21 protein-coding genes are annotated in these 18,937 nt (G+C 35.4%); 13 read left to right on the top strand and 8 right to left on the bottom strand.

Annotation, left to right across the window (positions count from 1 at the left end; translation table 11 throughout):
- Positions 1-29: 29 nt before the first annotated feature.
- The 3 genes from CHSO_RS11730 to CHSO_RS11720 all read left to right on the top strand — a co-directional run bounded on the left by CHSO_RS11730 (position 30) and on the right by CHSO_RS11720 (position 1,340).
- Positions 30-662, top strand: coding sequence for a peroxiredoxin (locus CHSO_RS11730; protein ID WP_045496107.1), 633 nt, complete (start codon positions 30-32; stop codon positions 660-662).
- 121 nt (positions 663-783) lie between these two features.
- The gene (locus tag CHSO_RS11725; RefSeq protein ID WP_002980001.1) at positions 784-1,092 is read left to right on the top strand and encodes a thioredoxin family protein; all 309 of its coding nucleotides are present in this window, start codon (positions 784-786) and stop codon (positions 1,090-1,092) included.
- Positions 1,092-1,340 (top strand): DUF6952 family protein, encoded by a 249-nt coding sequence (locus CHSO_RS11720; RefSeq protein ID WP_002980002.1) that lies wholly within the window; start codon positions 1,092-1,094, stop codon positions 1,338-1,340. The genes CHSO_RS11725 and CHSO_RS11720 overlap by 1 nt, the downstream gene beginning before the upstream one ends.
- Before the next feature lie 668 nt (positions 1,341-2,008).
- Here CHSO_RS11720 and CHSO_RS11715 read toward each other — a convergent pair.
- The 3 genes from CHSO_RS11715 to CHSO_RS11705 are packed head-to-tail and all read right to left on the bottom strand — an operon-like array spanning position 2,009 to position 4,258.
- On the bottom strand, positions 2,009-2,698 hold the full coding sequence (locus tag CHSO_RS11715; RefSeq protein ID WP_045496103.1) for a Bax inhibitor-1 family protein: 690 nt from the start codon (positions 2,696-2,698) through the stop codon (positions 2,009-2,011).
- Positions 2,699-2,727: 29 nt separating this feature from the next.
- Entirely contained in the window at positions 2,728-3,174 is a 447-nt protein-coding gene (locus tag CHSO_RS11710; RefSeq protein WP_045496101.1) for a hypothetical protein, read from the bottom strand.
- 49 nt (positions 3,175-3,223) lie between these two features.
- Entirely contained in the window at positions 3,224-4,258 is a 1,035-nt protein-coding gene (locus tag CHSO_RS11705; protein ID WP_045496099.1) for an acyl-CoA reductase, read from the bottom strand.
- Between the two features lie 59 nt (positions 4,259-4,317).
- Between CHSO_RS11705 and CHSO_RS11700 the strand changes: the two genes are divergently transcribed.
- The 7 genes from CHSO_RS11700 (at position 4,318) to CHSO_RS11670 (ending at position 12,366) form a co-directional block, all read left to right on the top strand.
- Positions 4,318-4,668 carry a 4Fe-4S binding protein gene (locus tag CHSO_RS11700; protein WP_045496097.1) on the top strand — a complete coding sequence of 117 codons (351 nt, stop codon included), beginning with the start codon at positions 4,318-4,320 and terminating at the stop codon, positions 4,666-4,668.
- Positions 4,669-4,778: 110 nt separating this feature from the next.
- Positions 4,779-5,843 (top strand): 3-phosphoserine/phosphohydroxythreonine transaminase, encoded by a 1,065-nt coding sequence (gene serC, locus CHSO_RS11695; RefSeq protein ID WP_045496095.1) that lies wholly within the window; start codon positions 4,779-4,781, stop codon positions 5,841-5,843.
- Between the two features lie 124 nt (positions 5,844-5,967).
- On the top strand, positions 5,968-6,933 hold the full coding sequence (locus CHSO_RS11690; protein WP_045496088.1) for a D-2-hydroxyacid dehydrogenase: 966 nt from the start codon (positions 5,968-5,970) through the stop codon (positions 6,931-6,933).
- A gap of 2 nt (positions 6,934-6,935) precedes the next feature.
- Positions 6,936-8,180: a DUF1015 domain-containing protein gene (locus tag CHSO_RS11685; protein WP_045496086.1), complete on the top strand. Its 1,245-nt coding sequence runs from the start codon at positions 6,936-6,938 to the stop codon at positions 8,178-8,180.
- A 55-nt stretch (positions 8,181-8,235) separates the two neighbouring features.
- Positions 8,236-9,642, top strand: coding sequence for a M28 family peptidase (locus tag CHSO_RS11680; protein WP_052480576.1), 1,407 nt, complete (start codon positions 8,236-8,238; stop codon positions 9,640-9,642).
- 1 nt (position 9,643) lies between these two features.
- Complete coding sequence (locus tag CHSO_RS11675; RefSeq protein ID WP_084220968.1) at positions 9,644-11,005, top strand: M28 family peptidase; 1,362 nt, start codon at positions 9,644-9,646, stop codon at positions 11,003-11,005.
- Between the two features lie 2 nt (positions 11,006-11,007).
- On the top strand, positions 11,008-12,366 hold the full coding sequence (locus tag CHSO_RS11670) for a M20/M25/M40 family metallo-hydrolase (protein WP_045496084.1): 1,359 nt from the start codon (positions 11,008-11,010) through the stop codon (positions 12,364-12,366).
- A gap of 85 nt (positions 12,367-12,451) precedes the next feature.
- On the opposite strand, the gene CHSO_RS11665 is transcribed toward CHSO_RS11670, so the two are convergent.
- On the bottom strand, positions 12,452-12,964 hold the full coding sequence (locus CHSO_RS11665; protein ID WP_045496082.1) for a hypothetical protein: 513 nt from the start codon (positions 12,962-12,964) through the stop codon (positions 12,452-12,454).
- A 1,081-nt stretch (positions 12,965-14,045) separates the two neighbouring features.
- Between CHSO_RS11665 and CHSO_RS11650 the strand changes: the two genes are divergently transcribed.
- A complete protein-coding gene (locus tag CHSO_RS11650) occupies positions 14,046-14,291 on the top strand; it encodes a hypothetical protein (RefSeq protein WP_144428910.1) in 246 nt (81 codons plus the stop codon).
- Positions 14,292-14,375: 84 nt separating this feature from the next.
- Here the strand turns inward: CHSO_RS11650 and CHSO_RS11645 are convergent, their stop codons facing one another.
- The 4 genes from CHSO_RS11645 to CHSO_RS11630 form a co-directional block, all read right to left on the bottom strand.
- Positions 14,376-14,597, bottom strand: coding sequence for a hypothetical protein (locus CHSO_RS11645; protein WP_045496073.1), 222 nt, complete (start codon positions 14,595-14,597; stop codon positions 14,376-14,378).
- A gap of 141 nt (positions 14,598-14,738) precedes the next feature.
- Positions 14,739-15,776 (bottom strand): peptidylprolyl isomerase, encoded by a 1,038-nt coding sequence (locus CHSO_RS11640; protein WP_232509207.1) that lies wholly within the window; start codon positions 15,774-15,776, stop codon positions 14,739-14,741.
- Positions 15,777-15,857: 81 nt separating this feature from the next.
- Positions 15,858-16,370, bottom strand: a complete 513-nt coding sequence (locus tag CHSO_RS11635) for an FKBP-type peptidyl-prolyl cis-trans isomerase (protein WP_045496069.1) — start codon at positions 16,368-16,370, stop codon at positions 15,858-15,860.
- Positions 16,371-16,565: 195 nt separating this feature from the next.
- Complete coding sequence (locus CHSO_RS11630) at positions 16,566-17,636, bottom strand: branched-chain amino acid aminotransferase (RefSeq protein WP_045496067.1); 1,071 nt, start codon at positions 17,634-17,636, stop codon at positions 16,566-16,568.
- An 85-nt stretch (positions 17,637-17,721) separates the two neighbouring features.
- Here CHSO_RS11630 and mnmD point away from each other — a divergent pair, with 85 nt between their 5' ends.
- Both mnmD and CHSO_RS11620 read left to right on the top strand, forming a co-directional pair.
- Positions 17,722-18,396: a tRNA (5-methylaminomethyl-2-thiouridine)(34)-methyltransferase MnmD gene (gene mnmD / locus CHSO_RS11625; protein ID WP_045496065.1), complete on the top strand. Its 675-nt coding sequence runs from the start codon at positions 17,722-17,724 to the stop codon at positions 18,394-18,396.
- 100 nt (positions 18,397-18,496) lie between these two features.
- Positions 18,497-18,913: an NUDIX domain-containing protein gene (locus tag CHSO_RS11620; protein ID WP_045496063.1), complete on the top strand. Its 417-nt coding sequence runs from the start codon at positions 18,497-18,499 to the stop codon at positions 18,911-18,913.
- Positions 18,914-18,937 lie beyond the last annotated feature (24 nt).

The following is an 18,937-nucleotide window of genomic DNA, read 5'->3' as shown; positions in this document are numbered from 1 at the left end:
CAGAAATTTAAATATAAAAACAGAAAATTATGTCTTTAGTAGGAAAAAAATTCCCGAATTTAACAATCGACGCAATGTCTGAAATGGGTGATGATTTAAGAATCAACATCCTTGAAGAAGCTACTAACAACCAACAAAAAGTTCTTTTGTTCTGGTACCCTAAAGATTTCACTTTCGTATGTCCTACTGAGCTTCACGCTTTCCAGGAGGCTTTAGGTGAATTCGAAAAAAGAAACACTAAAGTAATTGGTGCATCTTGTGATACAAACGAAGTACACTTCGCTTGGTTAAACACACCAAAAGATAACGGAGGTATCGAAGGAGTAACTTACCCGATTTTAGCTGATACTCACAGACAATTAGCAAACACTTTAGGAATTGTAGATCAGGATTTCGAATACAATGAAGAAGGAGAAGAAATCTTCACAGGTTCTAACGTAACTTACAGAGCAACTTACCTTATCGACGAAACTGGAAAAATCTTCCACGAAGCGGTAAACGATATGCCTCTAGGTAGAAACGTAAAAGAATTCTTAAGATTAATTGACGCTTACACTCACGTTCAAAAACACGGTGAAGTATGTCCTGCAAACTGGGAAGAAGGTAAAGATGCAATGAAAGCAGACAGAACTTCTACAGCAGAATACTTAGCTAAGAACTAATATAATGTGTTAATTTGAAAATGAGATAATTTGAAAATTAATCTCCGGATGATCTAAAATTATCTCATTTTCTTTTTATCATTAGCACATTTTCAAATTAATAAATTTTCAAATTATTATCATGTACACAGAATTAACCGAAGATACATTACAAAATATAGTAAACGACAACGAAAAAGTAGTTGTTCAGTATGGCGCAACATGGTGCGGAAACTGCAGAATCATGAAGCCAAAATTCAAAAAATTAGCAGCTGAGAACGACTCTATTCCTTTCTTATATGTAGATGCGGAAAAACTTCCTGAAAGCAGAAAATTAGCCAAAGTAGACAACTTACCTACATTCGCTATCTTTAAAAATGGTGAATTGGTAAACCAGGTTCAATCTAACCAGGCTGAAAGTTTAATTAACCTTTTTAACGAATTAGCATAATGAAATTACCAGTAATCAGACAATTCTATCAGAATCAAACCCCTGAGAACCTAGAAAAAACATTAGAAGTTCTTGAAAGCTTCTGCGAATTCAGAGGAACAAGTGAAGAGGATTTAAATGTTGCAGGAGAGCTTATTACCAACATTTGCGGAGCTTTGGAAGTTCACGCTAACGTACAAAACGGAATGAGCGAAAAAGATGCTCTAAACTCTTTTGCCCAAAAAGTTTTAGGATCTATTGATAAGTAGTTTTTATCATTTAATATTCTACAAAAACACGAAAGAAAAGAACTGAGGTTTTCCTCAACACTATACTTCCCTATTCTTTAGCTTATTCTCTACTTTTTAACTGAAACAAAACTTCAGGGACTACCAAGTCTTATTGAAGCGATACTCAGCATTGAATGGTTAAAGAATATCCAATAAAATCCCGGTGAAATATCATCAGGATTTTTTGGGCTCAAAGTTTACATTAAACACTAATTACACTAATATTTTCGCACAAGTACCAACTGTAACAATAGTGTTATCTGTGATTAAAGCACTTTTTACAATCTCATTATCATTCCACTTCATTACTTTCAGAAATCGAAGATTCGACGTAACCAATTAAATTCTACAATAAATTGATATATACAGATCCTTTTAAATGCTAATTTCACCAACGTTCTTTTGCTCTAATAGTACGAAGGCTTTGATATTGAGTTTTAACCTATCCTTGTCAAGGTTTGTAATCTTGACAAGGATAATAGAATTGTACGTTTAACGTAATCAAAACAAAAATTAAGGATATTTTTTTTAATCTGCTCAATCCGCATAATCTGCGAGAGAAATAAAAGCAATCCACATCTCAGAAATAAAAAATCCTGATGAAAAAATCAACAGGACTATTATTTAAAGCTCAATAGATATTCAAATTAACTTCTTCTGCTCATCAGAATATTCAGAATATACCAGAATAAAAGCATAATAGAAGCAAAAAGCTGTAATGCCGCTCCTACATACTGATTGGTAGCATAAGAATCTTTCAGCTTGCTTGTCTGATACAAAATGGTTGCAGAAGCAAGAATTACCATCCCTACAGAGAACCATAGCCCAAGGTTAAAGCCAAAGGCCATTCCGCCAATGATTAATCCAATAGAAATAAATCCTCCGATAATGATGATATTTCTTAAAAAAGAAAAATCTCTCTTGGAAGTAAAAGCCACTGCAGAAATCCCTGCAAACATCGCAACCGTTAAAGTAGCCGCCTGGAAGATGATGTTAGCACCACCTGCAACATTAGTCGCTATATAAAGCAATGGTAGAAAAATAACCGCTTCCAATACAATATAAAACCCTAAACCAAGGTACTGAGTAGATTGACTTTGTGAAAGCGACCATTTAGAAGCTAAAATAGAAGCAAGCCAGAAAACCCCGATAATTAATAACCAGGTAAATCTTCCTTGAAACATCATCGCAATAACTTCTTTAGGAACGACCATCTGTAGAATAGTCTCTACTCCAATAAAGGCAAGAATTGATAATGCAACATGCAAATACGTCTTCTTGTAAAAATTCGCTTTCTCCACGTCTGTAGAATGGGCGACTAAAACATCTGTCATCATAGTTAATATTTTTTTTGATTATTCAAAATTTATTTATCCTTTTTAGCAGGCAACACCCCAAGAAGCTTTCCATCATCATCAAATACAGCACTTATCACTTCTTTTGAAGATGCGTCTCCGGCATATTTGTATTTAATATTGGAATGACTGATACCATCCATTGTTACATAATAGCCTACTTTTAAAATATCCAGCTTTTTATTGACGTCAATACCGTCCTTTACTTTATTAAGAACATCTTCTGTAACAATTTCTTTTACTTTATCAGCAAGAACTTCATTGGCCGCATTATAATCCGAAGACTTCAAAGCGGTGATAAACTTCTGAAAATTGTCATCGTAAAGATTAACCTTATCTTTACTTATGGTAGCCGGCTGTTCTTTCTTTTGATTATTTTCAACCTTCAGCCCTGTGACTTTCTGAGCAAACATCAACTGTGCACCTACAATAGCCAGACCTAAAAATATTTTCTTCATAATTATTTGTTTTATTATTTGGTGAAATAGGTCATGGAAGATACGAAAATCAGACCAGTTCCAAAAATTTCATTGTATCTACATTATCTGCATAGGTATCAAGGCCTGGATTTTGTGCCTCACCAAAGAAAATTGAGTTTAATCCCAACTCTTCTTTAGCTACTATACACTGAATATTTTCTTCATTTTCAGCAATAAAGTTTTTAACATCATCCAATGATTCATATCGGCTAAAATTAATTACAGAAAGGGGACTGAACAGTTTATCATCTTCTTTCAGCATTACAAAATTATTATCCCAGAATTTGTCCTGGTTCAAAAGATAAACCGCTCTGTTATAATCATAATTATTAGCATATTTATTATGATTGATGATATCCTGGAATCCTAAGAAGCTTTCAAACAACCTGTCGATCACAAAATCCTGAGGAATGAAAATTCTCGTTACATTTCTGCATCCCAAACCGAAGTATTGGAAAATATCATTGGCCAACAATTGAAGCTCTGCCTCAGTTTCATCACCTTTTAAAACAGCAACAGAAGTTCTGTTTTTACGGATAATGCTTAAATGATTTTTAAAATAATACTCAAGATACCTTGCCGTATTATTACTTCCGGTAGCTATAACCGCATCAAAATTTGTTAATTTTTCTACAAATTCAAATTGAACCTGATCATTAGAAAACTCTTTCCATTTTTTTAATAAGAACGGAATCAGATATCTATCTTTAGAAGACAACTTCAATAAAGGAATGTGATTGCTTAGCACAACGGAAATTACGTCATGAAAGCCTACCAAAGGAATATTTCCTGCTAAAATCAATCCTACTCTCTTTGAAATTTTAGAGGTTGAATAATTTTGAAGCCAGTTTTTAATATTTTCCTCAGTAAGAAGATCTGCCCATTGTCGTAAAGCAAATTTCTGATTATCAATGGTAAACCATGGATTTTCTATTTCAGACTTCTTTAACAATAATTCAATATTTACATCATCTTCATTGTGATCCTCTGTTTTCTTCGCTAAAAACGCTTTTATATAATCACTTAATTTAATAAGTCCTAAAACTTGATTTTCGGTATTCATAATTACTTTAAAATTGGGGAATATTTTGTAATTTTGTGCAAATTTAAAAAAAATTAGCGATGGCTATTAAAATAACTGATGAATGCATTAATTGTGGGGCTTGTGAACCGGAATGTCCAAACAATGCAATATATGAAGGAGCTGTAGATTGGAAGGCTTCTGATGGAACCTCCCTTCAAGGGACTATTACAATGCCTTCAGGACTTACTGTGGATGCTGATGCAGCCCAGGAGCCTGTAAGTGATGATGTTTATTTCATTGTAACTGATAAATGTACAGAATGTAAAGGATTTCATGAAGAACCTCAATGTGCTGCAGTATGTCCGGTAGACTGCTGCGTACCAGACGAGGATCATGTAGAATCTGAAGAGACTCTGCTTAACAAAAAAGCATTCCTACACGGCGAATAAAAAAATTCCGTCTCATCATGTGTGAGGCGGCTTTTTTTAACCAAAAACCCAACAAACCAAAAAATTAAGCTAAAGGATTTCAATCCTTTACGCAACCAAAAAATAAAAATATGAACAAAAAGCACAACTTCAGCGCAGGGCCATGTATCTTACCACAAGAGGTATTTGAAAAATCAGCACAGGCAATCTTAGACTTTAACGGTATCGGATTATCTCTTCTTGAAATTTCGCACAGAAGTAAAGATTTCGTTGCAGTAATGGACGAAGCACGTGCAATTGTAAAGAGACTGATGAACCTTGGTGATGATTATGAGGTTCTTTATTTAGGAAGCGGAGCAAGCATGCAATTTGCCATGGTACCTTATAACCTTATGAAAGTAGGCGGAAAAGCAGCTTATCTGGATACAGGAACTTGGGCAGCAGGAGCCATTAAAGAAGCTAAAAAATTAGGAACGGTAGATGTAGTGGGTTCTTCAAAAGAAGAAAACTATTCTTTTATTCCTAAAAATTACACAGTAGGTTCGGAATATGATTATTTCCACTGTACTTCTAACAATACTATTTATGGAACTCAGATGAAATCATTCCCCGAAGTGGATACCCTGATGGTATGTGATATGAGTTCTGATATTTTCTCAAGACAACTGGATTTTTCGAAATTCGATTTAATCTATGCCGGAGCTCAGAAAAATATGGGACCTGCGGGCGTTACTCTAGTGGTCATCAAAAAAGAAATCCTTGGAAAAACAGGAAGAGAAAACATGCTGTCTATGCTTGATTATTCTCAGCATATTTCCAAAGAGTCTATGTACAATACCCCACCGGTATTCCCAATCTATGCATCTCTATTAACGCTACAACACCTTGAAAACAATGGAGGAATTGCTGCTGCAGAACAAAGAAACGAAGCTAAAGCCAAGCTTTTATATGATGAAATCGACAGCAACCCATTATTTGAAACGTTCTGTGTGAAAGAAGACCGCTCATTAATGAATGTTTCTTTCAAATTGACAGACGAAAGCAAAAAAGAAGAATTTGATAATGCATGGAAAGCAGCAGGCATCAGTGGGCTAAACGGGCATAGAAGTCTTGGCGGTTACAGAGCCAGCCTATACAATGCCTTACCTATTGAAAGTGTACAGGTATTGGTGGATGTAATGAAATCTATCAAATAATTTAAGCATTAAAAAATTCAAAGATTGAAAGATTTAAAAGCAGTTAATTTAAATTTATTAATTTGCGCCCCAGTTTTAAAATTTTGAAATATTTAAATCTTTCAATCTTTAAATCCAATAACACATGAAAGTTTTAGCAAACGATGGAATCTCAAAAGCAGGAGAACGGGCTTTAAAAGACGCCGGAATTGAAATTCTGGACAATAGAGTGGCTCAGGATCACGTTATTAATTTTATCAACGATAATAAGGTAGACGTTCTCCTTGTAAGAAGTGCAACAAAAGTAAGGCAAGACCTGATTGATGCATGTCCGGGGCTTAAAATCATAGGCCGTGGCGGCATTGGAATGGACAATATTGATGTTGAATATGCAAAAAGTAAGGGGATTAAAATAATCAATACTCCAACAGCATCTTCAAAATCCGTTGCAGAATTGGTTTTCGGACACTTCATTGCATTAGCCAGATTCCTTCATGAATCAAACAGACTGATGCCTTTGGAGGGGGAAACCCATTTCAATGCCATGAAAAAGTCATTCAGCAATGCTTATGAACTTTCAGGAAAAACGTTAGGAGTAATTGGCTTTGGAAGCATTGGCCAGGAAGTCGTGAAAATAGGAATCGCTTTAGGAATGAAGATTCAGGTTCTCACAAGAAGTCCAAAAACAGAAGTTCTTACGCTGAATTTTTTTGATGGGCAGTCGGTGAACTTTGAAATCACTTCCACCAATGATATGGACGCATTCCTTAAAGAATCAGACTTCATCAGCATCAATACTCCGAAAACGAATGAGTATATTATAGACAGTCCACAATTTGAAAAAATGAAAGATGGCGTCTATATTGTAAATACTGCAAGAGGTGGTGTAATGAACGAAGTGACGCTGATTGATTTTATTGATTCAGGAAAAGTAGCAGGAGCAGCATTGGACGTTTTTGAAAGCGAACCCAATCCGGAACTTCCATTACTAATGAATCCGGCTCTATCACTTTCTCCTCATGTAGGCGGAAATACGGTTGATGCGCAAGAGAAAATCGGTATCGAACTTGCAGAACAAATTATTAAGCTACAAAAAGAAACTATAAGATAAATATGCCTGTTTTTAAACCTTTCCGTGGAATAAGACCTCACCGAGATTTTGAGGCTACCTTCCCTACCCATCCACTGGATAATTTTACCCAGGAAGAAATTGCAGAAAAAGCGCAAGTTGAAAATACTTACATCAACATGATAAAACCTTATGTGGTAAGTAAATCTAAGGATGTAGATCGAAATCTGAGAAAGATCCGCTCCACATTTGAAGAACTTCTGGACGAAAAGAAACTCGTTCAGGATAATTCTGCCTATTATCTTTACGAACAAATATATCCTAACAAGCAAATTTTCAGAGGACTTTTAGGGCTTGCCAGTATTGAAGATTTCTGGAACGGAAAAATCAAAAGGCACGAAAGTACCATTCCTCAGAAAAAAGAAAAGCTGGCTCATTACCTTGAAAAAGTAAACCTTCAGGCTGAACCGGTACTGCTTACCTATCCTGCCAACTCAAAAATTGAGTTGCTGATGAACCATGAGGAAAAGAATGTTCCCATCTTCAATCACGTAGATACTATCGGAATCAGACATAAAATATGGAGAATAGACAACCGTTTGAAACTTCAGCAGTTTAAGGAAGTGATTGATCAGATCGATTCATTCTATATTGCAGACGGACACCATAGAATTGGCTCTACCGCATTAAACGCAAAGAAACATAAGGATAAAAACAAAAGACATAATGGTACAGAACAGTACAACTTTGTGTACAGCTTTATCGTTTCCAACCAATCCATAAAGATTCACGATTACAACAGAATTTTACATGATCTGAATGGTCTTTCCAATGAACAATTCTTAAAAGAGCTTGAAAATTATTTCTTAATTCACGAAAAAGGTGAAACACCATACTTCCCTTCTCAGAAATTCCACATTTCAATGTATCTGGATGGTAAGTTCTATTCCCTTCACGTAAAACACGATCTTCGTTCCAAAGAAATGTCTTTAGATAATCTGGATCACCATTTATTAGACAAATACATTTTCAAAGGTATTTTAAAAATAGAAGATCCGGACAGCTCTAATCTGATCTCTTATGTAAAAGGAACCTCCAATATTAACGGAATTAATATTTTGAAAGAAAAGGTAGACAGTGGAGAAGGAAAAGCAGGATTCGGAATTTATCCTGTAAGTTTTAATGATATGATCAAAATTTCAGACTTAAGACTGAGCATGCCTCCAAAATGTACATTCATTGAGCCAAAATTGATTACAGCACTATTAATGTACGATATGAAACCTTAATAAATTCCTATTTTTTTCCTATTTTTATCATCGGAAAAAGAAAGGTAAATAAAAAATGAAAAAAATATTCATTATACTTCCACTCTTTTTGAGTGGATTTTTATTTTCTCAAAAAAAAGTCCAGAAAAAACCTGCCGGTAGAACAGCCATTCCTGTAAAATTAAATTATCACGATGAATTCAAAAAGATCTCCGATGAGATCATGATCAATGGCAGGGCTTATGAAAATCTTGGAGAACTCACAAAAGGTATTGGGCCTCGTTTCAGCGCCACTCCCGGTTATGCTAAAGCAGTAGAATGGGCAGAAAAAAAGTTCAAGGAAATCGGCATTAATATGATCTGGAGACAGGAAGCCAAAGCTCCCGTTTGGATCAGAGGAAGAGAGTCTTTACAGATAAAGACAGAAAATGGAGACTGGAAAAACATCAGAATGCTTTCATTCGGAAACTCTGAAGGAACAGACGGAAAAGACCTGACAGGTGAAATTTTTTTAATTAATTCCACGTCAGAGCTGAATGCAATGTCCATAGGGCAACTAAAAGACAAAATAGTTTTCGTGAATGTTCCTATGGATCCAAAAATCATTAACACCAGTGATTCCTATTTACAGACTGCAAAATCTAAATTAATTTCCGCATCCGTCATTGCAAAAACAGGTGCAAAAGCATTAATCATAAGATCATTAACAACCGCTAATGATGATACTCCGCACGCCAAAATGATCTACTACGAACCGGATGATAAAGTAAAAATCCCGGCCTTATCAATAGGCGTAAGATCAGCAGATGAATTGGAAAAAATGCTGAAAAAGCAAAAAATAGCGGCTAAAATCAACATGACTGCCGAATCAAAAGCCAGCACTACAAACCCCAATATCATTGCTGAAATTCAGGGTAAAAAAGATTCTAAAGTAATTGTTTTAGGCGCTCAGCTTGATTCCTGGGATGTTGGGGAGGGAGCTATTGATGACGGAACCGGAGTTGCCCAGTGTATCGAAGTTTTAAGAACATTAAAAGCGCTTGGCTATGAAAATAATCACACCATCCGCGTAGTTTTGTACGCCAACAGTGAAAACGGAGGACAAGGCCGTGAAATGTATGCAGCTTATGTGAAAAAGAGAGAAGAAAAACACATATTCGCTTTAGGAACAGATGCAGGTGGTTATTCACCGCGAGGATTTTCTCTGGATATGTCACCTCAAAGAAGAAGATTGGTTTCCCCATGGAAAGAATATTTTCTTCCTTATGGTATTTATGATTTCGATCAGACAGACGCTATTCAGGATATCTCCCCTTTAAAAAAGCTGGATATTCCTTTAGCAGAACTTGTGGTAGATACCCAAAGATATTTCGACTACCACCATTCTGAACAGGACACTTTTGATAAAGTGAATAAAAGAGAACTTCTCCTTGGAGCGGTTGCCATAACACAAATGATTTTTATGGTTGATAAAAACTGGTAATATGAAAAAGACAATCACAATCTCATTATTAACTTTAGGAATCGTCTTCATATCAGGACAGACTAAAGAAGACTCTATACAATTCAACAAAATTTCCACAGAAATCCTAAATAACGGAAAAGGATATGATGAACTGCGGGAGCTCACTAAAAATATCGGTCACCGCTTAAGTGGCTCCGAAGCCTATGAAAAATCCGTACAATGGGCAGCACAAAAACTTCGTGATGCCGGAGCAGATAAAGTATGGCTTCAGGAAGTGATGATTCCGGTATGGGTAAGAGGAAAAGAATCCTTACATGTCAAAACATCCAACGGAAACTGGAAAAATATTAAAATGCTTTCTTTAGGTAATTCCGAAGGAACAAAAGGGAAAGATGTCTCAGGAGAGATCATCATGGTTAAATCCCTGGAAGAATATGATAAACTTCCTGCTGAAAAGGTAAAAGATAAGATTGTTTTCTTTAATTATCCTTTTAACCAGGGAAATGTACAGACTTTTATTTCCTATAGAGACGCTGGAGCCTACAGACGTACGGCAGCTTTTTTAACAGCTAAAAAAGGCGGTAAATTTGCTATTATCCGATCTCTTTCCTCAGCATGTGACGACGTTCCTCATACAGGAAATATGCGTTATGAAGAGAATATTGCTAAAATCCCGGCGGCAACAATTGGAAATACAACCGCAGATGAACTGGAAGCTTTATTAAAGAAACAGAAAGTTACTGCCAAACTTAATTCCAACTGTGGAATGAAAGGGGAAAAGCTCTCCCACTCCGTCATTGGAGAAATTACAGGCAAGAAAGACCAAAATGTAATTGTAGTAGGCGGACATCTCGACTCTTGGGATGTAGGTGAAGGCGCTCATGATGACGGTTCCGGAATTGTTCAGAGTATTGAAGTGTTAAGGACATTCAAAAAACTAGGACTCCAAAACAACCATACCATCAGAGCAGTCTGTTTTGCTAATGAAGAAAACGGAACTAAAGGCGGAAAACAATACGGGAAAACAGTAAAGGAGAACAATGAAAAACATCTTTTTGCCATAGAATCCGATGCCGGAGGCTTTTCTCCCCGCGGAATCTCTCTGGAAATGGATGATAACAAAAGAAACCAGATCAAAAGCTGGGTCAACTTATTTCTGCCTTATGGTGTTTATAACTTTGAAGGAAAATATTCAGGCTCGGATATTGCCCCATTGCATGAGATGGGCGTTCCAACAGCAGAACTTGTTCCAGAACCACAGCGCTATTTTGACATTCACCACACTGCAGAAGATACTTTTGAAAAAGTCAACCGAAGAGAGTTACTTCTAGGCTCCACGGTGATGACACAACTTATTTATATGATTGATAAAAATTGGTAACCATGAAAAAGATATTAGGAACCTCATTATTACTTTTTGGGATGGCTGTTTTTGGCCAAACTAAAGAAGATTCAATACAATTCAGCAAGATCTCTCTTGAAGTTTTAAATAACGGAAAAGGATACAGTGATCTGCGTGAACTTACTAAAAATATCGGCCATCGTTTAAGCGGCTCCGAAGCTTATGAAAAATCAGTACAATGGGCGGCACAGAAACTCCGTGATGCCGGAGCAGACAAAGTATGGCTTCAGGATGTGATGATCCCGGTTTGGGTAAGAGGAAAAGAATCTTTACACATCAAAACCTCCAACGGAAACTGGAAAAGCCTTAAAATGCTTTCTCTTGGAAATTCTGAAGGAACAGGTGGGAAAGATGTTTCAGGAGAAATCATCATGGTAAAATCTATGGATGAATACAATAAACTTTCTCCGGAACAGGTGAAGGATAAAATTTTATTCTTCAATTACGCTTTCAAGCAATCATTCATAGAAACTTTTAAAGGATATGGTGATGCATCCAAGTACAGAACAACAGCAGCCTCCTTAACTGCCAAAAAAGGCGGAAAATTTGCGATCATCCGTTCTCTTTCTTCAGCCTTTGATGATGTCCCTCATACAGGAGCTATGCGTTATGAAGAAAATGTTTCTAAAATCCCTGCTGTAGCCATAGGAAGCACCACTGCCGATGAGTTGGAAGCTTTATTAAAAAATCAGAAAATCTCGGCAAAACTTAATTCTAATTGCGGAATGAAAGGAGAAAAGCTCTCCCACTCCGTGATTGGTGAGATTACAGGCAAGAAAGACCAGAGCGTAATTGTAGTAGGCGGACACCTTGATTCTTGGGATGTAGGCGAAGGAGCTCATGATGATGGTGCCGGAATTGTTCAGAGCATTGAAGTTTTGAGAACATTCAAAAAATTAGGAATACAGAATAACCATACCATCAGAGTGGTGTGCTTCGCCAATGAAGAAAATGGTGTAAAAGGCGGTATCCAATATGGTAAGACAGTAAAAGAAACCAATGAAAAGCATCTCTTTGCTATAGAATCAGATGCCGGAGGTTTTGCGCCTAGAGGTATTGCTTTGGATATGGATGATGCTAAAAGGAAACAGATTCAAAGCTGGTCAAAATTATTCCTTCCTTACGGAGTGTATAACTTTGAAGAAAAATTCTCAGGAACAGATCTTTACCCACTTCATGACATGGGAGTCCCAGCTGCCGAGCTGATGCCGGATTCTCAACGCTACTTTGATATTCACCACACAGAAGAAGACACGTTTGAAAAAGTTAACCGAAGAGAGCTTTTATTAGGCTCTGTGGCCATGGCTCATATTATTTATATGATTGATAAAAACTGGTAGTAAAATACCAAATTTGATATAGAAACAACCCATTAAGTCTTATAAGATTTGATGGGTTTTTCTTTTTAACACAAATATTCGGACATTAGATATTTAATCTAAAAGTATGTATCCTGTGCTTAATTTGAGCAAGAAAATAATTCCCAAAATATCTTATGCCACCTGATTCCCAATTGACATCAAACTTATTACTCTCTTTAGTATAATAAGGTTTTGAAATTTTAGAATGATACATAGGTTCATTATCTTTAACCATCTTTAAATAATCAGGCTCTAAATTTGATTTCCTATAATATTGAATTTCTATTATCGTTTCTTTTTTATCTGCTTTGAAAATATACAAATTAACATCATACAAATCCTGATACTCACGGTCTAAAATCTCAATGGCCGAATCCAAAGAAAGTGTAATTTTAGATTTATTTACTTTATTCCGAACCTTCCTTTGTTCAAAAAAATTGGATCTCTCGGACTCATTGAAGTCAGACACTATAAAAACAAAATTAGAGGATATCTTATTCCAATAACTTATTATTGCCAATCGTTGAAGGTTAACAATACAAATCTTAATATTCTCTTTTAAATTTTCTTTATTCACTTTTCTAAAATTAGAACTTTTTACAATAAGAATTTTATAATATTTACAGTTGTTCAGATTCTTACAGAATGGCAAACTACATGCTAAAGTTTAGTGGAGCCATACAACTTCACCTTTGTCATTCCGCAGAATCTAAATAATGCTATTGAAGATGCTGTTGAGATTCTTTCAGAATGACAGAGACTCTGTTTATTTTTACCTCGCAGATTGAGCTGATTTGGCAGATTATATTTTTTTTAAAAAAATCTGCGTAATCTGTGAGATCTGCGGGAGGTTTTCTATGTGGAGATTCTTCCAGAATAACAAATTTTCGTATTCCTTCATTCAAAAATTCAATAGAAACAGGCTTTAGCCCGTTCATACTAAACATTAAATTCCATTGGCTTTAGCCTAAAGTATTCAATTTGTGCCATTTTTTTGTAATGCACCAGAACAACTGCAGAAAATCTGCAAAATTTGAATAATCTGCGAGAGGTTATTTCTAAAAAATATATAAAAATCTCCCTCCATCTTGTAAAAATCTATTATTTTTTTCAATTTTAAGAATTTTACAATGTAAATTAATTTTTCTTTGTTTAAGGAAATAAGCAACACAAACCACTGGGAAACAACAAAATAAAACAACTTAATTTCATCTGTTAATTGTAGAATTATCACTTTGGCATGAAATTAGCATGTCATTTTATGAGAAAAAATTAAAAAAACACTAAGGATGAGAAAAAAGGTTTTCTGTGGATTTTCAGTTTTCCACTGATTCAAAGTTCATATCTCGTATATGAATCCTTTTTTTTCTACGATGCCGTAAAAGATACGGGAACGTGATTGATTAACCCTCCGGTTGATTTTTCACAGCAGATTTATGCCCCGTATCTAACTGGTATCATCAATAAACCCGTGAGTCATTTATTGATTCAAAAATGATTATTTATCCCGGACTTTAGAGCCCGGTATCATAATATTGAATAAACGGCAAAGTTATCATGAACCTTAGCCCAGTAAAGAAGTATGCTTTCTTTATACCATGATAATTATACCTGTTTTATTCTCAGTTAATTAATGTATAACCCTTAAAATGTTAGTAATGATGAGAGCCTTTTTTGAAATGATTTTTAAGAGAAATGAAGATGCTGCAAAAATGCATATCTGGAGCCTGTTATTGGTCCTGAGTTTTGCTGCTTTTTCTGTACTGGTATATAGTTCAAAACCAAGCTTTAATAGCTTAATCGTATATCTTACCGCCTTTGCCGCTTATCTCGGCTTTAGTCTTGTATTCATCAGTTCCCTTGCAGGAACAGGGATGAAGAAAGGATCCGGTAGAAACATATAACTTTTATTTCACTCTTTTACTGAAAAACCGCCCTTTTTATTGAAGGGCGGTTTTTTTATATAGCGTGTTCTATAATTTCACAAGTTATTCTTTAAAGATATCTTTCATCATTTTCTCAAGGAATTGGGTAGTCTCCTCCTCTACCATTTTTTCAGATTTTGCTACTAGCTCTGCATGGAAAGGTTGACAACAGGCTTTAATTCCAAATCCGTCATCCGTTTTTACAAACTCCGGATGTAAGTTATGCTCTTTACAAACTTCGGCCTCTATTTCCTGTTTTATTAAATCGTAATTAAGATCAAACATATTTTCTAATTTTATTTCATTGGTAAGAGATAAAGATAGGAATAATTTATTTTCTTACAACATCCGTATTTTTACGGGACTTTCTACAGGAAACAAAAAAGCCACCCCTTTCAGGATGGCTTTCATATCTTAAAGATTCAATTATTTTACTTTTACAAGCTCAACATCGAAAACTAACCATGAGTTTGGTGGAATAACTCCTCCTGCCCCTCTTTCTCCGTAACCCATTGCTGGCGGGATTAATAAAGTAGCCGTTTCTCCTTCTTTCAATAATAGAATTCCTTCATCCCATCCTTTGATTACTCTTCCCATTCCGATTGGAATATCAATTGGCTCGTTTCTCTTGAATGAAGAATCGAATTCAGTTCCGTCTACTAATTTTCCTGCATAGTGTACAGAAACGTTATCACCTGCTTTTGGAGCTTTACCGTCAGCAGTTTTAGTGATTTTGTAGTAAAGACCTGATTCAGTTTTTTGCATTCCCGCTTTTAAGCTTTCAACCAATTTTTCCTGGTTTGCTTTGAACTCTTCTTCTTTTTTCTTCTTTTCAGCTTCTTCTTTAGCGATGAAAGCTTTATTGTTTTCGGCAATTTTAGCTTTTCCTTCGTTGAAAGTTTTAGCTGCATCGTAGTTTTTGTACTCGTCACCTTTACCGAAAATTGAAACTTTTTCTAAAACGATATCTGTCTTAGGCTTATCCTGAGCTCCTTTTTCAACATTAGCAATAGCATCAATAACATCGTTACCTTTTACAACTTTTCCAAAGATTGTGTGTCTTCCGTCTAACCAAGGTGTAGCTACTTCAGTAATGAAGAACTGAGAACCGTTTGTGTTTGGTCCGGAGTTCGCCATAGAAAGAATACCTTTTCCAGTGTGTTTAAGGTCGTTTCTTTCATCTTCGAATTTATATCCAGGATCTCCCATTCCTGTCCCCTGAGGATCACCTCCTTGGATCATGAAATCTTTGATTACTCTGTGGAAAATAGTTCCGTCATAGTAAGGAACTCCCTTAGCCTTAGCTTTGTTATCGATTTTCCCTTCTGCAAGACCGATAAAGTTGGCTACAGTTACTGGTGCTTTTTTGTCCTCAAACTTTACAATTAAGTTACCTTTTGTAGTTTGAAGATTGGCATAAAGTCCGTCATTAAGACCTTCGTAAGTTTCTTTGTCTACGTTCATTTTTTTATAAATTGGGGTACAACTCATCAGCGAAACACTTGCCGCTGCCAGAATTATATTCTTGTTAAACAATTTCATGTATTATAAAGCTTTTAATTTTATGATTAATGGTATATCGTTGTCTATTTTCTTTTCATCTCCAAAAGTTCCATAAGCCAAAGAAGACGGCACCAAAAGCGTCACTTCCTCTCCATCATGTATAAAACGCAAAGCATTTTCCACCGCTTTCAATTCATCAAAATGTCCAAACTTGGCATCTCTTCTTTCAAAAGGCTGATCATAGATTTTAGTCTGGTCAAAATCATACAATTCATAGGAATAAGAAATCAGTGTATTATCTGCTCTTCTTTCTCTACGATCAAAACCATCTGCCGTAACCCAATAATTAAGCTGCGTAGGATAAAACTTTATGTTTTGTCCATTCATCCAATCCTGAATCTGACCTCTCTCGATGGTATTCAGATTTTTCATTCTGTTTTTAGAAACATCCAAATCTTTCTGGCTTAAAACCCCACCTACAGGCGGGTGTGCCGTCTGGGCATTTCTGTTACAACTCAACAGACTTATAGCTGATATGAAGAATATTTTTTTCATAAACTTTTGCGAAAATACACATTTCGTGAATCAATTACAAAACTTGATGGAGAAATGTATCAATGTATTAATTCGGTAATATAAAAATAATGTCTAAAATAATATTTAAACCCTTACAGCAATTCAATATTCTAGTGGTTTACAATAAAAAAACCGGGAAAAACTCCCGGCTTATTATAATGTATTTAAATACTATTAAGCTGTTTCAAGTACATGATCTACAACCACTCTCCATCCGAATGGATCTTCAGAAAGGTTGGTTTGAAGATCTACTAAATCTTTCTTAAGGATTGCAGCATAGCTTTCTTCGTCTGATAATCTTGGAAGTGTTAATTTCTCTCCTTGATATCCTAAAGCCTGGAACTGAGTCGTTACTACTGCAGTACCTACTCCCCATACTTCTTTAAGTTCTCCATTTTTCAAAGCTTCAATGACTGTTTTTACAGCAATTGGTTCAACTTTTACTTCAATTCCTCTTTTCTTAGCCAACTGAAGGAAGCTGTCTCTTGTCACTCCGTCAAGGATTTTTTCAGATGTTGGTGGTGTATAGATTGTATCATTAATTCTTACAAATACGTTCATAGTACCACTTTCTTCAAAATACTCATGAGTTGCATCATCAGTCCAGATGATTTGCTCATACCCTTCTTCAATAGCTAATTGAGTTGGGTAGAAAGAAGCTGCATAATTACCAGCTGCTTTAGCTGAACCTACTCCTCCGTTTGCTGCTCTTGAATAATGGTCTGAGATTTTTACAGATACAGGCTCTGAATAATAGCTCTTTGCTGGTGTTGCTACAATAGCAAACATATATTTTTCAGAAACTCTTGCTTTTAAAGCTTCTTCTGTTGCGAAAATCAATGGTCTGATATATAAAGACATTCCTTCTCCTTGAGGGATCCAGTCTCTGTCGATATCTACTAATGCTTTTAATCCGTCTAAAAACATTTCTTTAGTTACCTCCGGCATTGCAAGACGCTTTGCAGACTTGTTGATACGTTCAAAATTCTTTTCAGGCCTGAAAAGGAAAACCTGCCCATCTTTGTCTTTATAGGCTTTCATACCTTCAAAACAAGCTTGTCCATAGTTTACTCCCATCATAGCAGGTGTAAATGGTATTGGACCGTAAGGAACTAATTTCACATCCCCCCATTTTCCGTTTTCGTACTCACATATAATCATATGATCTATGAAGGTTCCACCAAATGAAAAATTGTTAGGGTCAAATGTAGAAATTCTGGAGTTTTCAGTTTTTTGAATTATCATTTTTTAAAATTTTTACGATGTTCTACAAATTTAACATAATTTTCTAAATATAAAAATTTTAGAGTAAATTTGACAAAAAAATAGCTTGAAAAGAGAGATTAAGACCACAAACGACGGAAGCAAAACATTGTTTATCAGTAACTTAAACGAAAACTACCATTCTCATCACGGGGCTCTTCAGGAAGCAGAACACGTGTTTATCAAAAATGGACTAAATCTAATTAATAATTGCGAAATTAATATTTTAGAACTAGGTTTTGGAACAGGTTTGAATGTTTTAGTAACAATTAATGAATATTTAAAAACTGACAAAAATCATGTCATCAATTATTTTTCGCTGGAAAAATATCCCATAAATGAATCAGAAGTTAAGGATTTAGCCTACTTTGAACATTTTGATAACCCTGAATTCAAAAATATTTATCAGAAAATTCATCTGGCAGAGTGGGAAAAATCAGTTGAAATCATTAGTGGATTCAACCTTAAAAAGATAGAATGTGACTTTTTTGACTTGAAGAACATTAATCTGCCTGAAATCAACCTTGTCTATTTCGATTGTTTCGGAGCAAGAGTACAGCCGGATCTCTGGGAAAAACCACTATTTGAATTGGTAGCTGACAAAATGGCCATTAACGGATTATTAACAACCTACTCCTCCAAAGGGAGCGTAAGAAGAATTCTTCAGGAGCTCAACTTTCAGGTAGAGAAAAAACAAGGACCTCCTGGTAAAAGAGAAATGATTAATGCTGTTAAGCTATAACAGAGTAAAAACAACCAAACATTTTTTTTCGGCCTTGTATCCCCATACGCCTCACAAAAATTTATTACCTTAGCTATACAAAATATTATACATTATATATATGATAGACAAGATCAACATTAGAGTGTATGGCTGTGCAGTAAAAGATAAGAAAGTACTCACGTTATTTGAGGAATATGCCGGCGAACCTTTAATGAAATTTCCAGGTGGTGGATTGGAGTATGGTGAAGGAACATTGGAATGCCTGCATCGTGAATTTGATGAAGAGCTGAATGTAAAAGTAGATATCATAGAGCACTTCTACACACAGGAAAACTTTCTGGTTTCCCGTTTCAAAGAAAATGAACAACTTCTTACTATATATTATATCGTAAATATTGTTGATGAGAAAGAGTTCCTTATTTTGGATCCATGTATTGAAAAAACAGAATGGATAGATATTAACAGACTGGATAATCCTTTTCCACTTCCTATAGACAAAATCGTATTCGATAAATTAAAAGAAAAATTCCTGTAAGCTCACTTACAGGAATTTATTTTA

The sequence above is a fragment of the Chryseobacterium sp. StRB126 genome (assembly GCF_000829375.1).
Taxonomy (GTDB): Bacteria; Bacteroidota; Bacteroidia; order Flavobacteriales; family Weeksellaceae; genus Chryseobacterium.
This window is presented reverse-complemented; position numbering and strand designations above follow the sequence as displayed.